The organism is Streptomyces sp. NPDC003697, from assembly GCF_053587115.1.
Map to the genome: position 1 here is coordinate 1 of NZ_JBSFNN010000107.1, position 18,868 is coordinate 18,868.

General features: G+C 72.5%; 16 protein-coding genes. 5 read left to right on the forward strand and 11 right to left on the reverse strand.

Features of this window, described 5'->3' with window-relative positions; all coding sequences use genetic code 11:
- Positions 1-58: 58 nt before the first annotated feature.
- The gene (locus tag ACWDNY_RS28370; RefSeq protein ID WP_451648669.1) at positions 59-2,350 is read right to left on the reverse strand and encodes a bifunctional salicylyl-CoA 5-hydroxylase/oxidoreductase; all 2,292 of its coding nucleotides are present in this window, start codon (positions 2,348-2,350) and stop codon (positions 59-61) included.
- A gap of 295 nt (positions 2,351-2,645) precedes the next feature.
- Complete coding sequence (locus ACWDNY_RS28375; protein WP_451648653.1) at positions 2,646-3,473, reverse strand: enoyl-CoA hydratase family protein; 828 nt, start codon at positions 3,471-3,473, stop codon at positions 2,646-2,648.
- A 336-nt stretch (positions 3,474-3,809) separates the two neighbouring features.
- On the opposite strand from ACWDNY_RS28375, the gene ACWDNY_RS28380 reads away from it, so the two are divergent.
- Positions 3,810-4,319 (forward strand): ATP-binding protein, encoded by a 510-nt coding sequence (locus tag ACWDNY_RS28380; RefSeq protein WP_451648654.1) that lies wholly within the window; start codon positions 3,810-3,812, stop codon positions 4,317-4,319.
- Here ACWDNY_RS28380 and ACWDNY_RS28385 read toward each other — a convergent pair.
- The 4 genes from ACWDNY_RS28385 to ACWDNY_RS28400 form a co-directional block, all read right to left on the reverse strand.
- Complete coding sequence (locus ACWDNY_RS28385) at positions 4,279-5,745, reverse strand: amino acid permease (protein WP_451648655.1); 1,467 nt, start codon at positions 5,743-5,745, stop codon at positions 4,279-4,281. The genes ACWDNY_RS28380 and ACWDNY_RS28385 overlap by 41 nt on opposite strands.
- Before the next feature lie 176 nt (positions 5,746-5,921).
- Positions 5,922-6,929 carry an ornithine carbamoyltransferase gene (argF, locus tag ACWDNY_RS28390; protein WP_451648656.1) on the reverse strand — a complete coding sequence of 336 codons (1,008 nt, stop codon included), beginning with the start codon at positions 6,927-6,929 and terminating at the stop codon, positions 5,922-5,924.
- Between the two features lie 235 nt (positions 6,930-7,164).
- On the reverse strand, positions 7,165-8,394 hold the full coding sequence (locus ACWDNY_RS28395) for an arginine deiminase (protein WP_451648657.1): 1,230 nt from the start codon (positions 8,392-8,394) through the stop codon (positions 7,165-7,167).
- Between the two features lie 330 nt (positions 8,395-8,724).
- On the reverse strand, positions 8,725-9,201 hold the full coding sequence (locus ACWDNY_RS28400; protein ID WP_451648658.1) for a hypothetical protein: 477 nt from the start codon (positions 9,199-9,201) through the stop codon (positions 8,725-8,727).
- A gap of 369 nt (positions 9,202-9,570) precedes the next feature.
- Between ACWDNY_RS28400 and ACWDNY_RS28405 the strand changes: the two genes are divergently transcribed.
- Positions 9,571-10,011 carry an ALF repeat-containing protein gene (locus ACWDNY_RS28405; protein WP_451648659.1) on the forward strand — a complete coding sequence of 147 codons (441 nt, stop codon included), beginning with the start codon at positions 9,571-9,573 and terminating at the stop codon, positions 10,009-10,011.
- Positions 10,012-10,191: 180 nt separating this feature from the next.
- Positions 10,192-10,968 carry a hypothetical protein gene (locus tag ACWDNY_RS28410; protein ID WP_451648660.1) on the forward strand — a complete coding sequence of 259 codons (777 nt, stop codon included), beginning with the start codon at positions 10,192-10,194 and terminating at the stop codon, positions 10,966-10,968.
- Between the two features lie 285 nt (positions 10,969-11,253).
- Here ACWDNY_RS28410 and ACWDNY_RS28415 read toward each other — a convergent pair whose 3' ends face one another.
- The 5 genes from ACWDNY_RS28415 to ACWDNY_RS28435 all read right to left on the reverse strand — a co-directional run bounded on the left by ACWDNY_RS28415 (position 11,254) and on the right by ACWDNY_RS28435 (position 15,146).
- Complete coding sequence (locus ACWDNY_RS28415) at positions 11,254-12,174, reverse strand: LLM class F420-dependent oxidoreductase (RefSeq protein ID WP_451648661.1); 921 nt, start codon at positions 12,172-12,174, stop codon at positions 11,254-11,256.
- Positions 12,175-12,276: 102 nt separating this feature from the next.
- A complete protein-coding gene (locus tag ACWDNY_RS28420) occupies positions 12,277-12,747 on the reverse strand; it encodes a DUF6099 family protein (protein ID WP_451648662.1) in 471 nt (156 codons plus the stop codon).
- Between the two features lie 357 nt (positions 12,748-13,104).
- Entirely contained in the window at positions 13,105-13,455 is a 351-nt protein-coding gene (locus ACWDNY_RS28425) for a nucleotide pyrophosphohydrolase (protein WP_451648663.1), read from the reverse strand.
- Entirely contained in the window at positions 13,452-14,657 is a 1,206-nt protein-coding gene (locus ACWDNY_RS28430) for an ATP-binding protein (protein WP_451648664.1), read from the reverse strand. Before ACWDNY_RS28430 ends, ACWDNY_RS28425 begins: the two co-directional genes overlap by 4 nt.
- A 99-nt stretch (positions 14,658-14,756) precedes the next feature.
- Positions 14,757-15,146, reverse strand: coding sequence for a cell division protein SepF (locus ACWDNY_RS28435; RefSeq protein ID WP_451648665.1), 390 nt, complete (start codon positions 15,144-15,146; stop codon positions 14,757-14,759).
- Positions 15,147-15,416: 270 nt separating this feature from the next.
- On the opposite strand from ACWDNY_RS28435, the gene ACWDNY_RS28440 reads away from it, so the two are divergent.
- Together ACWDNY_RS28440 and ctaD are read left to right on the forward strand one after the other, a co-directional pair.
- Positions 15,417-16,412 (forward strand): ScbA/BarX family gamma-butyrolactone biosynthesis protein, encoded by a 996-nt coding sequence (locus ACWDNY_RS28440; protein ID WP_451648666.1) that lies wholly within the window; start codon positions 15,417-15,419, stop codon positions 16,410-16,412.
- Between the two features lie 314 nt (positions 16,413-16,726).
- On the forward strand, positions 16,727-18,439 hold the full coding sequence (ctaD, locus tag ACWDNY_RS28445; RefSeq protein WP_451648668.1) for an aa3-type cytochrome oxidase subunit I: 1,713 nt from the start codon (positions 16,727-16,729) through the stop codon (positions 18,437-18,439).
- The last annotated feature ends 429 nt before the right edge of the window (positions 18,440-18,868 follow it).

Here is an 18,868-nt window from a genome sequence, read left to right on the forward strand (position 1 = left end):
CGGCGGTCGGCGGTCGGCGGTCGGCGGTCGGCGGTCGGCGGTCGGCGGTCGGCGGGGCTCAACGCCCGCGTGCCGTCCGGGGTTCCGGGGTGTCCGCGCGACCCGTCCGCGGGGGCCGGCTGCCCGCCCGGTAGGGCGCGGGCCAGACGGCTCCCGGGCCGTCGTAGCCCTGCTCGGCGGCGGCGTGCAGGGTCCAGTGCGGGTCGTAGAGGTGGGGCCGGGCCAGCGCGCACAGGTCCGTACGTCCGGCGAGGATCAGGGAGTTGACGTCGTCCCAGGAGGAGATCGCGCCGACGGCGACGACCGGGACGCCGGCCTCGTGCCGGATGCGGTCGGCGTACGGCACCTGGTACGACCGTCCGAACTCCGGCCGCTCGTCGGCGACCACCTGCCCGGTCGAGACGTCGATCGCGTCCGCGCCGTGAGCCGCGAAGGCGCGGGCCATCTCGACCGCGTCCTCGGCGGTCGTCCCGCCGTCGGCCCAGTCGGTCGCCGAGATGCGCACGGTCATGGGCCGTTCCGCCGGCCACACCCGGCGCACGGCGTCGAAGACCTCCAGCGGGAAGCGCAGCCGCCCCTCCAGCGATCCGCCGTAGGCGTCGGTGCGCCGGTTGGTCAGCGGGGAGAGGAAGCCGGAGAGCAGATAGCCGTGAGCGCAGTGCAGTTCGAGCAGGTCGAAGCCGGCTCGGGCGGCCCGGCAGGCGGCGGCGGTGAACTGCTCACGGACGTCGGTGAGCTGGGCGCGGGACAGCTCGCGCGGGACCTGGCCGTCGGGCCGGTACGGCAGCGGTGAGGCGGCGACCAGCGGCCAGTTGCCGTCGTCGAGCGGTTCGTCGATGCCCTCCCACATCAGCCGGGTGGAGCCCTTGCGGCCGCTGTGGCCGAGCTGCACGCCGATCGCGGTGCCCGGCGCCTGCCGGTGCACGAAGTCGGTGATCCGCCGCCAGGCCTCGCCCTGCCTGCCGGTCCACAGGCCCGCGCAGCCCGGGGTGATGCGGCCCTCGGGGCTGACGCACACCATCTCGGTCATCACCAGACCGGCGCCCCCGAGCGCGCGGGCGCCCAGGTGGACGAGGTGGAAGTCGCCGGGGACGCCGTCCACGGCCGAGTACATGTCCATCGGGGAGACGACGACCCGGTTGCGCAGGGTCAGTCCGCGCAGCCGGAACGGTGTGAACATCGGCGGTGTGCCGGGCGGGCAGCCGAAGTCGCGCTCGACGGCCTCGGTGAACCGCGGGTCGCGCAGGCGCAGATTGCCGTGGGTGACGCGGCGGCTGCGGGTGAGCAGGCCGAAGGCGAACTGGCGGGGCGGCCGGCCGACGTGCAGGTCCAGATCCTCGAACCACTCCAGGCTGGCGCGGGCGGCCCGCTGGGTGGAGGCGACGACCGGCTTGCGCTCCTCCTCGTAGGCGGCCAGGGCGCGGCAGGTCGACGGCTGTTCGCGCAGGCACGCGGCGAGGGCGAGGGCGTCCTCGACGGCGAGCTTGGTGCCGGAGCCGATGGAGAAATGGGCGGTGTGGGCGGCGTCGCCCAGCAGGACGACGTTGCCGTCGGACCAGCGCTCGTTGACCACCGTGCGGAAGGTGGTCCACACGGACCTGTTGGAGCGCAGCGGCCGGCCGCCGAGCGCCTCCGCGAAGATCTTGCCGCAGCGCTCGGCCGACTCCTGCTCGTCGAGGTCCGCGAAACCGGCCGCCCGCCACACCTCCTCGCGCATCTCGACGATCACGGTCGAGGCGCCGTCGGGGTGGCGGCCGGGGGCGGGGCGGGCGAAGGGGTAGCCGTGCAGTTGCATCACACCGTGCTCGGTCTCGGCGATGTCGAAGCGGAAGGCGTCGAAGGCGAGGTCGGCGGCGAGCCAGATGTAGCGGCAGCGGTGGGTGGTCACCCGCGGCCGGAAGACGTCGGCCAGGGCCACGCGGGTGGTGCTGTGCACGCCGTCGGCGGCGACGACCAGGTCGTGGGTCCGCCTGAGGGCGGTGAGGTCGGGGGCCACGGTGCGGAAGCGCAGCTCGACGCCGAGCGAGCGGCAGCGCTCGTGCAGGATCTCCAGGAGCCGGTGCCGGCCGAGGGCGGCGAAGCCGTGGCCGCCGGAGACGTGCCGCACGCCCCGGTGCACGACGTGGATGTCGTCCCAGCGCACGAAGTCCTTCCGCAGCGCCTGGAACACCACCGGGTCGGCGTGCTCGATCCCGCCGAGGGTCTCGTCGGAGAGCACGACGCCGAAGCCGAAGGTGTCGTCGGGCGCGTTGCGCTCGAAGACGGTGACCTCGTGGGCGGGGTCCTGCCGCTTGAGCAGCGCGGCGGCGTAGAGTCCCCCGGGACCACCGCCGATGACGGCCACGCGCAGCGGGCGGCCGGACGACGGACCGTCGCCGCCCGGCCCACGACCACCGGACCGCCGGCCGACCTCGCCGGACCGCCGGCCGACCTCGCCCGGCCGCGGGTCGTTGTCGGCGAACCCCGGGCCGCGGCCGTCGGACAGCGGGTCGCCGGGCAGCGCGCCATGGTCGGCGGCCGGCGGACGGCCGTCGTCGCCGGACCGCGGGCCGTCGCCGGCCGGCGCGCGGCCGCCGGGTCGCAGGCCGTCGTCGCCCGTCAGCGGGCCGTCGTCGCCGGGCGGTCGGTTGCGGGGCACGGACCGCTCACCTCCCCCGCCACTTCGGCGCCCGCTTCTCGGTGAAGGCGGCGTGGAACTCGGCGTAGTCCTCGCCGTTCATCAGCAGGGCCTGGGTGGAGGCGTCCAGTTCCACCGCGGCCGACAGCGGCATGTCCAGCTCCGCGGTGAGCAGCGCCTTGGTCTGGGCGTGGGCGAGGGCCGGCCCGTCGGCCAGGCGGCGGGCCAGCGCCCGGGCGGCGTCGTCGGCCTGCCCCTCGGCGGTCAGCTCGCTGATCAGGCCGATCCGCTCGGCCTCCGCCGCGCGGATCGGCTCGCCGAGCATGAGCAGCCGGGTGGCGTGTCCGAGTCCCACCACCCGGGGCAGCAGGTAGGCCGCGCCCATGTCGCCGCCGGACAGGCCCACCCGGGTGAAGAGGAAGGCGAAGCGGGCGGTGGGGTCGGCGACCCGGAAGTCCGCCGCCAGGGCGAGCACCGCACCGGCGCCCGCGGCGACCCCGTGCACGGCGGCGACCACCGGGAACGGGCATTCGCGCACGGCCCGCACGACCTGGCCGGTCATCCGGTTGAAGTCGAGCAGCTGCCCCGTGTCCATGGCGAGGGTGGCACCGATGATCTCGTCGACGTCGCCGCCGGAGCAGAAGCCGCGCCCCTCCCCGGCCAGCACCAGCGCGCGCACCGACCGTGCGCGGGACAGCTCGGCGAGCAGGTCGCGCAGGTCGGCGTAGGCGCCGAAGGTGAGCGCGTTCAGCCGGTCGGGGCGGGCGAGGGTGACGGTGGCGACGCCGTCGGCGAGCTCCAGGCGCAGGTGCCGCCAGTTCGGGGTGGGGGCGGCGGAACCGGTGAAGGGACTCATGACGTGCGGCCTCCTCGGGGGACTGCCTCGCTGAGCTCTGCGTACCGAAGTTATCACCGCTCCGTGACTGTCGTCACGAGGGCGCTATAAAGCGCCCCATGACCGGGACCCGCTCCCCGGACGGGCCCTGGGCGTCGCAACGTCACGGTCTGTCGACAGGCCGGTAACGACGGCGGCCGTCGCGCGGGAGGACGCGTGCGCCTGGGTACGCCGCTGGACGACGGGGCCGGGAGCCCCGCACGGACCCCCCTGGAGCCCGGCTTCCGGGGCGCCCGTACCATTCCGAGAGGTTGAAAACAGGACAGCCTGATGACGATCACGGGAGCGTCCTGTGCCATGAACGGACCCGCCTTGCCCGAACACCCCTCCACCCAGCCGCTCCCCGACGACCCCACGTCGCCGGGGCAGTACGTGCCGCCCTGCGCGGCGACCGCCTCCTGGCGCGTCACGCTGCCGCACACGGTCGCCGCCGTGCCGGTGGCCCGGGCACTGGTGCGCGGGGCGCTGAGCGAGCTGCGGCACACGGCGGACAGCGACACGGCGGAGCTGCTCACGGCCGAGCTGGTGGCGAACGCGGTGGAGCACACCGCGGGCAGGGGCCCGATCGAGCTGGTGGTGGAGCTACTGCCGGGCGGCTGCCAGGTCGAGGTGCACGACCCGGACCCGGCGCCGCCCGGCGACCTCACCCGCCCCGGCCTGACCGCGCCGGACCCCTGGGAGGAGGGCGGGCGCGGACTGCTGCTGATCCGCGCCCTGAGCTCCTCCTGCGGGCACCGCCCGACCGGGTCGGGCAAGGCGGTCTGGTTCAGGCTCCCTGCCGCACCGCGTCCGCTCCCCCGGGGGTGACCCCGCCGGTGGCCGCGAGCCGGGAGTGGCGGCGGCCGTAGCCGGCGTAGACGAGGATCCCGGCCACGAGGAAGGCGGCGAACTGGATCCAGGCCGTCGCGCCCGTCTCGTACATCAGGTACAGGCAGAAGGCGACACCGAGCAGCGGCACGACCGGGTACAGCGGCACCCGGAAGCCGCGGGCGAGGCCCGGCTCGCGGCGGCGCAGCGCGATCACGGCGATGTTGACGACGGCCATGGTGGCGAGGGTGCCGATGGTGCACAGGTCGACCACGGAGTCCAGCGACGCGAACGCCGCGGGGAGCGCGAAGACGACCGCGACGATCACGGTGCCGGCGACGGGGGTGGCGGTCCGCGGCGAGACCTTCTCGAAGACGCGTGGGACGAGCCCGTCGCGGGACATCGACATCAGGATGCGGGTCTGGCCGTACATCACGGCGAGCACCACCGAGGCGATGGCGACGACCGCGCCGAAGGCGACCACCGCGCCCCCGGCCGAGGAGCCGGTGACCTCGCTGACGACGTAGGCGAGCGCGGCGGGGCGCCCGCCGACCTGGTCCCCTCCGATGGCGCCGATCGCGGCGAGCGCGACCGCGCAGTACAGCACGGTGACCACGCCGATGCAGACGAGGATCGCGACGGGGACGTCCCGGCGCGGGTTCTTCGCCTCCTCGCCGGCCGTGGTGATGGCGTCGAAGCCGATGTAGGAGAAGAACGCGGCCGTGGTGCCCGCGCCGATGCCGCCGAGGCCGGCCGGCGAGAACGGGGTGAGGTGGCCGTCCTGGAAGGCGGTGAAGCCGACGGCGCAGAACGCGACGAGAACGGCGAGCTTCAGCACGGCCATCGCGGCCGTCGCCCGGGCGCTCTCGCGCACGCCGCGCACCAGCAGCACGCAGGCCATGGCGATGACGATCACCGCGGGCAGGTTGACCAGGCCGCCGTCGCCCGGCCCGGCGGACAGGGCCGCCGGCAGCTGCCACCCGGTCAGGGTGTGCAGCAGCTCGTTGACGTACTGGCTCCAGCCGACGGCGACGGCCGAGACGGAGACGCCGTACTCCAGCAGCAGGCACCAGCCGACCAGGAAGGCGGTGGACTCGCCGAGCCCGGCGTAGGCGAAGGAGTAGGACGAGCCGGAGACCGGGATCGCGCCGCCCAGCTCGGCGAAGGAGAAGGCGGTGAAGACGCAGGTGATCGCGGCCAGCACGAAGGAGACGACGACGGCCGGACCGGCCTGGGCGACCGAGTCGGACAGGCCGACGAAGATTCCGGTGCCGACGATCGCACCGACGCCGAAGCAGACGAGCTGGAACAGGCCCATCGTGCGTTTGAGGCCGTGGCCCTCGCGGTCGGCGCCGGATTCGGCCACGAGCAGGGCGGGGGACTTGAAGCGGGGGGTGAGGCGGTGGGGGGTGCCGGGAGCGGGCATGAAGGGTGATGCTCGTTTCTGGTGGTGCGGGTACGACCGTGGGGTGTCCCCCAGCCATGGTCCTCCTCGCTCGGGTCAAGCCGTCAGCGGAGGGGAGCCGGAGCTCGGGAGGGGTCGCGCGGCGGTAGCGGAATGGGTGGCTCCGCGCCGCCGGTCAGGATAATCCCTGGCGCGGCTCAGGCGAGCGTGGCGACCAGCACGGCCTTGATGGTGTGCAGACGGTTCTCCGCCTCGTCGAAGACGACCGAGTGGGCGGACTCGAAGACCTCGTCCGTCACCTCCAGGTACTCCAGGCCGTGCCGCTCGTGGATCTCGCGCCCGACCGCGGTACCGAGGTCGTGGAAGGCGGGCAGGCAGTGCAGGAACTTCACGTCCGGGTTGCCCGTGGCGCGCAGGACGTCCATGGTCACGGCGTAGGGGGCGAGGGCGGCGATGCGCTCGCCCCAGACCTCCTTGGGCTCCCCCATCGACACCCACACGTCGGTGGCGACGAAGTCCACGCCCGCGACGCCCTCGGCGACGTCCTCGGTCAGGGTGATCCGGGCGCCGCTGGTCGCGGCGAGCTCCTGGGCCCGGTCGACGACGTCCTGGGCGGGCCAGTACGGCTTCGGCGCGACGATGCGCACGTCCATGCCGAGCAGGGCGCCGGTGACCAGGTAGGAGTTACCCATGTTGAAGCGGGCGTCGCCGAGGTAGGCGAAGCCGATACCCCTGGGCGCGCTGCCGCTGTGCTCGGTCATCGTGAGCACGTCGGCGAGCATCTGGGTGGGGTGCCAGTCGTCGGTGAGCCCGTTGTAGACGGGAACGCCGGCGTGGGCGGCCAGCTCCTCGACGGCGGCCTGGCTGTCGCCCCGGTACTCGATCGCGTCGAACATCCGGCCGAGGACGCGGGCGGTGTCCTTCACGGACTCCTTGTGCCCGATCTGCGAACCGGACGGGTCGAGGTACGTCGTCGAGGCGCCCTGGTCGGCGGCGGCGACCTCGAACGCGCAGCGGGTGCGCGTCGAGGTCTTCTCGAAGATCAGCGCGATGTTCCTGCCCCGCAGCCGGGGGATCTCCCTCCCGGCCTTCTTGGCGGCCTTCAGCTCCGCGGCCAGCTCGATCAGGCCGCGGAACTCCTCCTCGGAGAAGTCCAGCTCCTTCAGGAAGTGGCGGCCGGCGAGGGAGGTCGGGACAGTCGCCATGGGGCGCTCCAACGGGTGAGGGACAGGAACCTGTGGAATTCTATACGATAGCCAGCATTTCTATACGGCCACCCCGAAGTCGCGGCGCCACGCTGCCCCGGCACCACGGCGCAGCGGCACCCCCGCCTGTGGCCGGCGCCACGGAGCGCCGCCCGCTGTCTCGGCGCCCGGCTGTCCGGCGTCACCACGGCGCCTCGCCGCCACCCCGCGCCCTGTCGCGCAGCCCCCACCCTTCTTACATCCCGACCGGCTCCCGCTCGACCGGGCAGCTCATGCAGCGCGGGCCGCCCCTGCCCCGTCCCAGCTCGCTGCCCGGAATCTCGATCACCTCGATGCCCTGCTTGCGCAGATGCGTGTTCGTGGTGACGTTCCGCTCGTAGGCGACGACGACGCCGGGCTCGACGGCGAGGACGTTGCAGCCGTCGTCCCACTGCTCGCGCTCGGCCGCGTGCACGTCCTGCGTCGCGGTCAGGACCCGGATCTCGCTCAGCCCGAGCGCGGCCGCGATCGCGCGGTGCATGTGCTCCGGCGGGTGGTCGGTGACCTTCAGCTCCTTGTCGACGGCGCCCGGCTCGATCGTGTACGAGCGGAGCATGCCGAGCCCCGCGTACTGGGTGAACGTGTCGCCGTCGACCATGGTCATCACGGTGTCGAGGTGCATGAAGGCCCGCCGCTTGGGCATGTCGAGCGCGACGATGGTCCGGGCCGACCCGGCGGCGAACAGCCGCTGCGCGAGCATCTCCACCGCCTGGGGCGTCGTCCGCTCGCTCATGCCGATCAGCACGGCGCCGTTGCCGATCACGAGCACGTCCCCGCCCTCGATGGTGGACGGGAAGTCGGCCTGCCCCTCGGACCAGACGTGGAACGCCTCCCCGGCGAACAGCGGGTGGTGGCGGTAGATCGCCTCGAAGTGCACGGTCTCGCGCTGCCGGGCCGGCCAGCGCATCGCGTTGATGGAGACGCCGTCGTAGATCCAGGCGGAGGTGTCGCGGGTGAAGAGGTGGTTCGGCAGCGGGTCCAGCAGGAAGTCGTCGAGGTCCATCACGTGGAACCGCACCGACGTCGGCTCCGCGTTGGCCTCCAGGAACTCGCGCTTGGTCATGCCGCCGACCAGGGCCTCGGCGAGTTCCGGGGCGGGCAGCGTCTCGAACGCCGCCCGCAGGTCGTCGGTCGCGAGCGGCCCGTACACCTTCTCGTCGAAGACACGGTCGAGGACGAGCGACCGGGCGGCCGGGATCTCCAGCACCTCGGTCAGCAGGTCGCCGAAGAGGTGCACGGCCACGCCGCGGTCGCTCAGCACGTCGGCGAACCCGTCGTGCTCGGCGCGGGCCCGGCGCACCCAGAGCACGTCGTCGAAGAGGAGCGCGTCCTTGTTGCTGGGTGTGAGCCTTTTGAGCTCCAGGTCCGGCCGGTGCAGGATGACGCGGCGGAGCCGCCCGGTCTCGGAGTCGACATGGAATGCCATACCTTCATCCTGACCGCAGGTACCGGCGTTCACCCCCGGCTTACCGGTTTCGGTCCCGATGGGCGCCCTGGCTGTGCTGAAGGGGACGGCCTCAGCTGATGCAGGACCCCGATCCTGCCAACCTCGACCCGCGACAAGAAGATCCGTCCTTGCCGTCATGAGCTGCCGCTGCTGGAGCAGTCCTCCCACCAGAGCGTCCCCAGGACGAACTCAAGCCTCGATCATGAAGGCCAGAAGCTCCTCAGACATCTGGGCGTCGCCCGAGCCAAGAAGGCCACCAGGGCAGAGGCCAAGCGCGTGCTGGTCCCGGCTGGCTGACCGTGGGCCCGGCTACTTCGGCAGTACCTGCCCCTGATCCGTCACGTAGTAGTCGTTCGTGCACTCCATGAGCGCGGACTCCGAGACGTTGTACGGGCCGCCGGCCTGCTGGTTGCAGAACCTGCTGAGGATCTGGAACTTCTGCGCGGCGGACACCCCGGTCGGCTGGTTGTTCTGCGACTGGTCGTCCACCTGGCCCTGCACCCAGGGGTCCGGGGACGAGGCGCCCGAGCCGTCATCGGAGCCCAGGACCGCACCACCCAGGAAGAACGAAGCCGCGGCAACGGCGCCGACGCCGACCCACAGGGTTACCGGCCTCCTCCACCAGGGCTTCTCCGTCCCCGCCAGGGGGCGCTGGTACTGCGGGGGGTTTCCGTACTCACCTCGCCGGCCGTACGGCGACTCCACAGAACCCAGCGCCGTGTGCACTGTGGGAGCGCTGGACGGGCGCGGAGGGACGTTCGGGGGAAGTGGCGACGTGTTCTCCACCGCAAGCTCCTCAAAGCCCCGACTGGCAGCCAGATTGCGCACGGAGAGCCGGGCCGCACAGGGTAACCACCAGTCATCCATGGGCTCTACACACATGACGCGACCGTGATCTGGTCTTGATCGGGCCACACCACGACCGCCCCCAGGAATCGTCTCGCCCCGATCATGCCCCGACAGCCACGAGCCGCGCTCAAGGCCGCCCTTCTGGAAGGCGCGCCGCCATGAAACACCGGCCACGTCCGCGGCAACGGTCCCTGCGACCGCAGCGGGGCAACTGCCACTGTCAGACCCAGGTGGCAGCATCACCGATGTGAACGCCCTGAGGCGTCCTCAACTCACCTCCGCAGCAAATGAAGAGGAGCATTTCCCTTGCGACTGCATCGCGTAGCGCCGGGCATCGCCGCGGGCATCCTCGCCCCGGCCCTCCTGCTCGTCACCCCGTCCTTCGCCGCCACGGCGGCACCGCCCGCGGTGACGGTGCCCGCGGTGTCCTCGGCCGCGGACGAGCCGGACGCCGACGACCTGAGGGTGGCCATAGTCCGGATCCTCGCCGACCCGGACAGCGGCCGGCGTGTGACACGAGAAGCCAACGCCCTTCTGGACGCGAACGACCCCGAGGCGATGCGCGCCTGGCTGGAGACCGGCTACCGGATCGCCCAGGCCGAGGACGACCGCGTCGCCATCGCCCGCATCCTCGCCGACCCGTCCATCAGCCCGGCCCTGCGCGCGGCAGCCAACGCCGCCCTCGACGACAACACACCCGAAGCACTGCGCCACTTCCTGGAAGTCGGCAGGTACCAGGTCGCCTGACCGGCACGGCGCCGCACCACAGCACGTCGCCCGGGCGGGGCCGCCTGCACCTCTGTGTGCCGGCGGCCCCGCCCGGCAAGGCCCTGTGCCGGCTCGGCGCCCTCCGCTGAGCTCTGTGGTCTCGCCGCCCGGTGCGGCATGGGCCACCGACACCTCCGACAGCAGAAAGCACATGCTTCGATGACCACACAACCCCGACGCACCGAGCGCAGCGGTCCGCAGACCGCTTCCGTCGTGACCGACCTGCCGTTCAAGCCTCAGCTCGTCAAAGCGGTGTTCAGGGACGTCACCTCGTTGCACGTCTCCCGGCCGGCCGCGTGGGCCGCCGCGTCGGTGACGCGGACCGTGCTGACGGAGATCATCGACGGCGCGAGAAGCGCGGCGGCCGAGGAGGCCAGGAAGAGGCTGATTCCCAGGGACCTCATCTCGGCGATCGACCGGAACGTCGAGGTGGAGGTGGGATCGACGTGGTACCTGCACAGCCCGACCTTCCACGGCCTGCTGGGCGAGCTGCGCAACGCCGATGGTGCTCTCGTGTCTCTTCGTGAGCGCCGCGGGGCGCGTACACCGAGTGGTGTGGCTGGCGCCCACCGGTTCGAGGCGGGGGTGAGAAGGCTGCTGGGGAGCCGGGGGGTGAGGGCGGTCCCGGCGATGGTCCGCGACCTGGACGGAATCGCGAGCGTGTTCCTGACGGACCTGGCCCGGGACGCGGCCAGGGTCGTCCGCGAGGGCGGCGTCCAGCAGTTCGGGACAGTCGGTCTGGTGGTGCCGGGCGAGCCGGCCCCGGCCCCGCTGCTCAAGGATCCCCTCCTCGCCCTGTCCACCCGCCGCGGGGACGGGCGGACCGTGGGCGAGGACGACGTCCTGGCCGCCGTCACGATGCAGCTGTTCGGCGATCTCAGACAACGCGCCATCACCGGGGCAGCCGAGATGACACGGAACACGTCGGCCAACTGATCGGGCCCGCCCCTGCGCTCTGCCCACTGCGCACGGTTCCCACAGGTGCGCGGCTCCCTGAGTCTGCCGCCCGCATTCGGCTCCGGTCGGCTCGGCGCCCCGGGGGGGCAGGCCGGGACGACGCCCTCACCCTGCCACGGGGCCCCCGACCGGCGCCTTCCCTTATTCGGCGGGCTCGCCTGGTCCCGGCCCGCCGACGCCCCCGGTCGAAGACGCCGGCCGCCCGCCGGGTGGCAGGGGTCGCCCGCTGCCGCGTCCTGGCGGACGCGCACCCGAGTGACCCTGCTACAGCTGCGACTGCACCTGGGAGGCGATCAGCTCCAGGTGGTCCAGGTCGGTGAGGTCCAGCATCTGGAGGTAGACGCGCCGGGAGCCGATCTCGGCGTAACGGCCGATCTTGTCGACGACCTCGGCCGGGGAACCCGCCAGGCCGTTGGCCTTGAGCTCGTCGACCTCGCGGCCGATCGCGGCGGCCCGGCGGGCGACCTCCTGGTCGTCCCGGCCGACGCAGACCACGAGGGCGTTGGAGTACGTCAGGTCGTCGGGCCGGCGGCCGGCCTCCTCCGCCGCGGCCCGCACCCGGCCGAACTGGCGCTCGCTCTCCTCGATCGAGGCGAACGGGACGTTGAACTCGTCGGCGTACCGGGCGGCGAGCTCCGGGGTGCGGGTCGCGCCCAGCCCGCCGATGAGCACGGGGACCCTGGACTGCGCGGGCTTCGGCAGTGCGGGCGAGTCGGTGAGGTCGTAGTGCCTGCCGTGGAAGCTGAAGGTCTCGCCGGTCTTGGTCGCCCACAGGCCGGTGACGATGGCCAGTTGCTCCTCCAGGCGCCCGAACTTCTCCTTCGGGAACGGGATGCCGTACGCCTTGTGCTCCTCCTCGTACCAGCCGGCGCCGAGGCCGAGCTCCACCCGGCCGCCGGACATCTGGTCGACCTGGGCGACCTGGATGGCGAGCACGCCGGGGAGCCGGAAGGTACCGGCCGTCATCAGGGTGCCGAGGCGGATGCGCCTGGTCTCGCGGGCGAGCCCGGCGAGGGTGATCCAGGCGTCGGTGGGGCCGGGCAGGCCGTCCACGTCGCCCATGCGCAGGTAGTGGTCCGAGCGGAAGAAGGCGTCGAATCCGAGGTCCTCGGTGGCCTTCGCCACGGTGAGCAGGGTGTCGTAGGTGGCCCCCTGCTGGGGCTCGGTGAAGATGCGAAGATCCATGCCCCCATCCTGCACCGGTGCCGAACCCGCCCGTCCCACCGGCCACCCGCCGCTCCCCTCCCGGCCGGGGCCGGCCTCCCCGCCCAGCCCCGCGGACGGACCTCAGCCGGCCTCCCGCTCCGGCAGCGCCGCCTCCCGGGCCGCCAGCTTGCGCAGCATCTCCCGCACCCGGTCCCGCGACTCGTCCGCCGCGTCGATCGCCTCCATGCACTGCCAGTACGTGCCCTCGTCGTCCGCCGCGCTGGCGATGCCGACGAGGGCGATGCCGACCTCGCCGAGCAGGCCGCCGAGGCACAGCAGGGCCCGGCGTGCGTCGGTCAGTTCGGTGAGCTGGGCCGCGCGCAGGTCACCGGGCTCGACGTCCGGCGCGTCCAGCACCCCGCAGCCGCGGCCCGCCAGCTCGGTCAGTCCCAGTGCCTCGCCGCGCAGCTCGGGGGGACCCGAGACGGCCAGGCGGCTGCCAATCGCCTGGGCCAGGGACTGCGCCTGCCACACCTCCGCCAGGATTCCGGGGGCGTCGTCGCTCCCCGCCAGGGCACGCCTGCTCGCCAGGATGAGCCGCACCGCGTCCATGCGCTGCCCCCGTCTCTCCCGACGTGCTCTTCGCACGTCCGCCCGAACTCTCTTGTTCATTACCCAGCGTGAAGCCCTGTGAGACATAAAGCCAGAGCAAGACGGAAATCTGCGGACAACAAATCGGCTTCGGCCCGGTGAACGAATGCGCAGAGTGATAGCGGAGTCCGCCGCTCCGCCGGGTGGTACCGGGCTGAGGGCCGTCCCGTAATCCGCGGTGGATCGGCGCGCGGCGCCGGATGCGGTGCATCGCAAGGCGGAGGATCGTCCTCGTACCGGGCGTATTCGGGCGATCCGACAACGCGGCGAGGTGCCGTGGCTGTCGTCGTGCGCCCGCCGGGGATGGCGGGACAGCCCTCAGGCGTCGGGGTCTCCGGGCACCGGGAATCTCGACTCGTTCCGGGTGATCTTGGCCTCCAGGGAGGCCAGCGGGTCGACGCCGAGAACCTCGCACAACTGCAGCAGATAGGCGAGGACGTCCGCCACCTCGTCCCGCACGCGGTGCGCGGTCTCCGGGTCGCTCATGACGTGCGCGGACTCCTCCGGCGTCAGCCACTGGAAGATCTCGAGGAGTTCGGACGCCTCCACGCTCAGCGCGGCGGCCAGGTTCTTCGGCGTGTGGTACGGCTGCCACTTCCGGGCGGCCGCGAAGTCGGCCAGCCGCCGCTGCGCCGCCGCCAGGTCCGCGGGCTCGGGATCCCTCTTCACGGCACCAGGTGTACCACTTCCGCCCCGCACGCCTCGCCCGCCCGGGAGGCGTCACCCGCCGCCGCGGCGAGCCGGATGTGGCCGCGTGCGCACATCCGCGCCGCCAGGTCCAGCAGCCCGGCCCGCTGCCGCCGGTCCAGTCCCCGGTCGAACCCGTCGGCGAGCACCGTCAGGGTCTGCAGGGCAGGCGGCACCTCGCCGGCCGGGTCGACCTCCAGCACCCCCGGACCGGTCAGCAGCACCAGCGCGAGGGCGGCGTAGCGCAGTTCGCCGTCGCCGAGCCGCTCGAAACCGGTGCGCGTCCCGTCCCCCCGGTCCAGCACCGCCCGCACCCGCCCGTCCCCGGCCGGTTCGGCCAGCACGTCCGCCACCGGTCCGGCGCATCCGGCGCGGACCGCCTCGACGAGCAGCGCGTGCCGGCGCCCGCACTCCGTGCGGGTGCGCCGCAGGACGTCGGCGAGGTTGTCGCACCCCGGCAGCAGCCGGCCGGCCCCGCACGGCACGGGCGCTCGCATCCGGCCGGGCCGTGGATCGCAGGCGAACGCCGAGCGCAGCGCGACCACCATCTGTTCGGCGGCGGCGAGGACCCGGCGCTGCCCGTCGGTCTTCCCGGCCACGCGCAGCGGCAGCAGTGCCGTGCCGAGCCGGTCGTCGGGCAGCGGGGCGCGGGTCACGGGCGCCGACCCGGCCGTGTGCCAGGCGGCCTGGACGGTGCGCCGCCCCGGGTCGCGCAGCGCCGTCTCCAGCAGGACCAGTCCGCCGACCGTCAACCGCTCGCCGACGACGCGCAGTTCGGGCTCCGCCTGCACGGCGACGTCCAGCCGGACCGGGCCCTCGGGCCCGTCCGCTGTACAGCCGATGCGGAAGCCGCGGCGGTGCTGGGCGTCGGACCGGGCCCGCTCCGGCACACACGCGACCGGGTCCGGGAAGACCTCCGCGAGGTCCTCGCCGCCGCCCAGCCGCGCCAGCGCCTCGTACGCCCGCAGCGCGGTGGTCTTGCCGCTGCCGCTGGGCCCGGTGAAGAGGGTCAGCGGCGCGAGCGGGAAGACGGCGCCGCGGTGCCCGGCGAAGGCGGACAGCCGCAGCTCGGTGACCCGCGGCCGGTCCGCGCGGTGCTCCCCCCGCCGTCCGTCCCCGGCGGAGGGCGCCTCCGGGGAACGTGGCGGGGGCGGGGAAAGGGCGGACGCGGAGGACACGGTCATATCCGGACGGTAGGCCGCCTTCCGGACGGTGAACCGTTCCGGCCGGTGAGCTTCGCACGATCGGGGGACGGCACGGCGCGCCGCCCCCGCCGTGCGCGATCAGGCGCCGGGGACGGCCGCGTCCTCCATCAGCCCGCTCACCTCGGTGCCGGGCGGGGTCAGCAGGAACACGTTGCGGTCGACGCGGTGCATCCCGCTCCGCAGGCCGAAGACGACACCGGTGCTGAAGTCCAGGACGCGCTTGGCGACCTCGCCCTCGGCGCCGGTGAGGTCCAGCAGCACCGGCACGCCCGCCATGAGTGTCTCGGCGACCTCGCGGGCGTCCGCGAAGACGTTGACCCTGAGCACGACGAAACGGCGGCGCATCTCCGTCTCGGCGTCCGGGAGGGCGCGGTGGTTCACCGCGGACGGCCAGGTGTCGCGGCCCCGCAACGGCACGACCTGGGCGAGCCCCTCCCACTGTTCATCGGTGACGTCGTGGCTGTTCACCGGCTCCCCCCGACCTGAGTCGCACTCTTCGCTCGCACCAGCCAATTCTTACGCCAAGCCACCCGTTCGGCCCAACAGCGACACGGTGCGCCACCGGCTCGACCTGTCATCCGTCCAGCCGGCCGCCCCTCCCGGACAGCCGGGACCGGGGGCGGGGCCCGTCGAGCCGCACGCCGGCCTGAGACCGTTGCAGAACAGACCCGTTGGTACGTAGTCTTCGCGGTCGCACAGGACCATCGTGAGTGACGCACGAACCGCCCGGGGGTTCACATGAGTCAGCCGTCGCCGACCGACGGATCGGCGCAGGACAAGGGGCCGGACGGCCACCGTGCCGAGAATTCGGAAGCGCCCCTGACGTCGACCGTCGCGCGGCAGCTGGTGCACCGCGCCGCCGTCGCCGAGGTGTTCCTGACCGGCTGGTCGCCCGTCGACGACAAGTGCACCCAGGTCACCGCTCAGTGGCCGCGCGCCCACAGCTTCCACCGGCCCGTGGCCGGTCTCCATGACCCGCTGCTCGCCGCCGAAACGATCCGTCAGGCCGGTGTGCTGGTCTGCCACGCGGTGCACGGCGTGCCCCTGGGGCACCGGTTCCTCATGTGGGGGCTGCACACCGAGGTCCACCCGCAGCACCTCGCGGTCGGCTCCCGCCCCGCGGACCTGGATCTGGACGTCAGTTTCACCGAGCTGAGCCGGGCAGGCAGCCGGCTGGGCGGCCGCTACCGCGTGGCGATCCGCCGCGGGAACGACGTGGTCGCCACCGGCGGCGCCCACTTCACCTGCACGTCACCGGCCGTGTACCGCAGGCTGCGCGGCGACCGCCACGGGATGTGCCCGAAGCCCGGGGACGTGGCCGGCGCCCGCCTCCCGCCCGTGCCCCCGGCCGCGGTCGGGCGCGGGGAGCCGTCCGACGTGGTCCTGGCCCCGACCGGTGACCCGCGCCGCTGGCAGCTCCGCCCGGACATCGGTCACCCCATCCTGTTCGACCACGTCGACGACCACATCCCGGGCATGGTGCTCCTGGAAGCGGCCCGTCAGGCCGCCACCGCCGTCGCGCCGGCGGGCAGCGTCGTGCTGCCCGTCTCCCTGGAGGGCGGCTTCCAGCGGTACGCGGAGTTCGACAGCCCCTGCTGGATCGAGGCGACACCGTCGGCGGAGGGGGCCGACGGGTCCGCGCGGACGGTGCACGTCACCGGAACGCAGAACGGCGAAACGGTGTTCACCTGCGACCTCGTCATCGACTCCGCCCCGGAGGCGGCTTCCGGCTGACCGACGCGACCTCCGCCCGGGCCCGGGTTGGCCGAGTGCACCGCCGCGCGGTTCACCCCACTCGTTCGGGCGACGAGTGGGCGTCGTCCGCCCGCGCGGCACCCGACCGCTCGTCACACCGCAGGGCCGTCCCTCACCAGTGAAACCGTCAGTTCACCACGCTCGCAGCAGCCCAGGGGACCAGAACCCGCTCGGCTGGTCACGCACCATCCGACACGGACGCCTCGGGGACCGATGGACGTGCACCTTTCGCCCGTCTACGGAACCTTGGTATCCAAAACACCGTTTGGTGACTACCCCCATCGAGGCTGTTGATGACTGCAGAGGCTGAGCCGAGCACCCAGGTGCCGGTAGAAGGACGTCGGAGCAAGGGACGGGTGATCGTCTCCTGGATCACGACGACGGACCACAAGAAGATCGGGCACCTGTACCTGATCACCTCGTTCGGGTTCTTCCTGATCGGTGGGCTCCTGGCCATGGCCATCCGGGCGGAGCTGGCCCGCCCCGGGCTGCAGCTGTTCTCCACCGAGCAGTACAACCAGGCGTTCACGCTGCACGGCACGATCATGCTGCTGCTGTTCGCCACGCCGACCTTCGCCGGTTTCGCCAACGCGATCATGCCGCTCCAGATCGGCGCCCCCGACGTCGCCTTCCCCCGGCTGAACATGCTCGCCTACTGGCTGTTCGCCTTCGGCGGCCTGATCGTGCTCTCCAGCTTCGTGACGCCCCAGGGTGCCGCCGACTTCGGCTGGACCGCCTACACCCCGCTCAGCAGCCAGCGCCACAGCGACTACCTCGGCGCCGACCTGTGGATCATGGGCCTGGCCCTGTCCGGGTTCGGCACCATCCTCGGTGCGGTCAACTTCATCACCACCATCGTGTGCATGCGCGCCCCCGGCATGACGATGTTCCGCCTGCCGATCTTCACCTGGAACATCCTGCTCACCTCGGTGCTGGTGCTGCTCGCCTTCCCGGTGCTGGCGGCCGCACTGCTGGTGCTGGAGGCGGACCGGCAGTTCGGGGCACACGTCTTCGAGGCCGCCAACGGCGGCCCGATCCTGTGGCAGCACCTGTTCTGGTTCTTCGGCCATCCGGAGGTCTACATCCTGGCCCTGCCGTTCTTCGGCGTGATCACGGAGATCATCCCGGTGTTCTCCCGCACCCCTATCTTCGGCTACATGGGCCTCGTCGGTGCCACGATCGCCATCACCGGTCTGTCCGCGACGGTGTGGGCGCACCACATGTTCGCCACCCAGGCCGTGCTGCTGCCGTTCTTCGCGTTCATGACCTATCTGATCGCCGTCCCGACGGGCGTGAAGTTCTTCAACTGGATCGGCACCATGTGGAAGGGGTCACTGTCCTTCGAGCCACCCATGCTGTGGGCCGTCGGCTTCCTGGTGACGTTCCTCTTCGGCGGCCTGACCGGCGTCATCCTCGGCTCGCCGCCGCTTGACTGGCACGTCACCGACACCTACTTCGTCGTCGCGCACTTCCACTACGTGCTCTTCGGCACGATCGTGTTCGCCATGTTCGGCGGGTTCAGCTTCTGGTGGCCGAAGATGACCGGCACCATGCTCGACCAACGACTGGAGAAGATCCAGTTCTGGACCCTGTTCGTCGGCTTTCACACCACGTTCCTGGTGCAGCACTGGCTCGGCACCGAGGGCATGCCCCGCCGCTACGCCGACTACCTCGCCGCCGACGGCTTCACCGGCCTCAACACCGTCTCCTCCATCGGCGCCTTCCTGCTCGGCCTGTCCACGCTGCCGTTCCTGTACAACGTCTGGAAGACCGCCCAGGAGGGCAAGAAGGTCGAGGTCGACGACCCCTGGGGCTACGGCCGCTCGCTGGAGTGGGCCACCTCCTGCCCGCCGCCCCGGCACAACTTCGTCACCATCCCGCGGGTCCGCTCCGAGTCTCCCGCCTTCGACCTCCACCACCCTGAGCTCTCCCAGCTGGACCAGAAGGAGAACACCGGTCAGCGCGACGTCATCGACGCCGCCGGGCACGAGAGCGACCGGTCCTGAGCGGAGACCACGCACCGGCCTGGGCGCCCCGGGACACCCGGGCCCCCGGGTCGGGGCCGATCGACCGCCAGGCGGGGACCGGCCCCGGCCCACGGCGGGCCTGGAGCCGGCCGTCGGCCCGGTCCGCCGTCGGCCCGCCGTCGGCGAAGGCGGAAGCGGAAGCGGAAGCGGAATAAGCTGGGGATAAAGAGTCGGATTCGGACATTCGGTGTGCGGTACCCGGCCAAAAGGAGCAGGTTCTCTCACAGAGGTGGTATCCGATGACAACCTCACCCAAGTCGTCCCAGTCGTTCATGGCAACGCACCCCGACATAGTCGAGATGCGCCACCGCCGCGAGATGGCCGAGCGTGCGACGAGCACACCGCAGGGGCAGGCCACCGGGACGCTGGCCTTCCTCACCGGCATCTACCTGGCCGCGTCACCCTGGA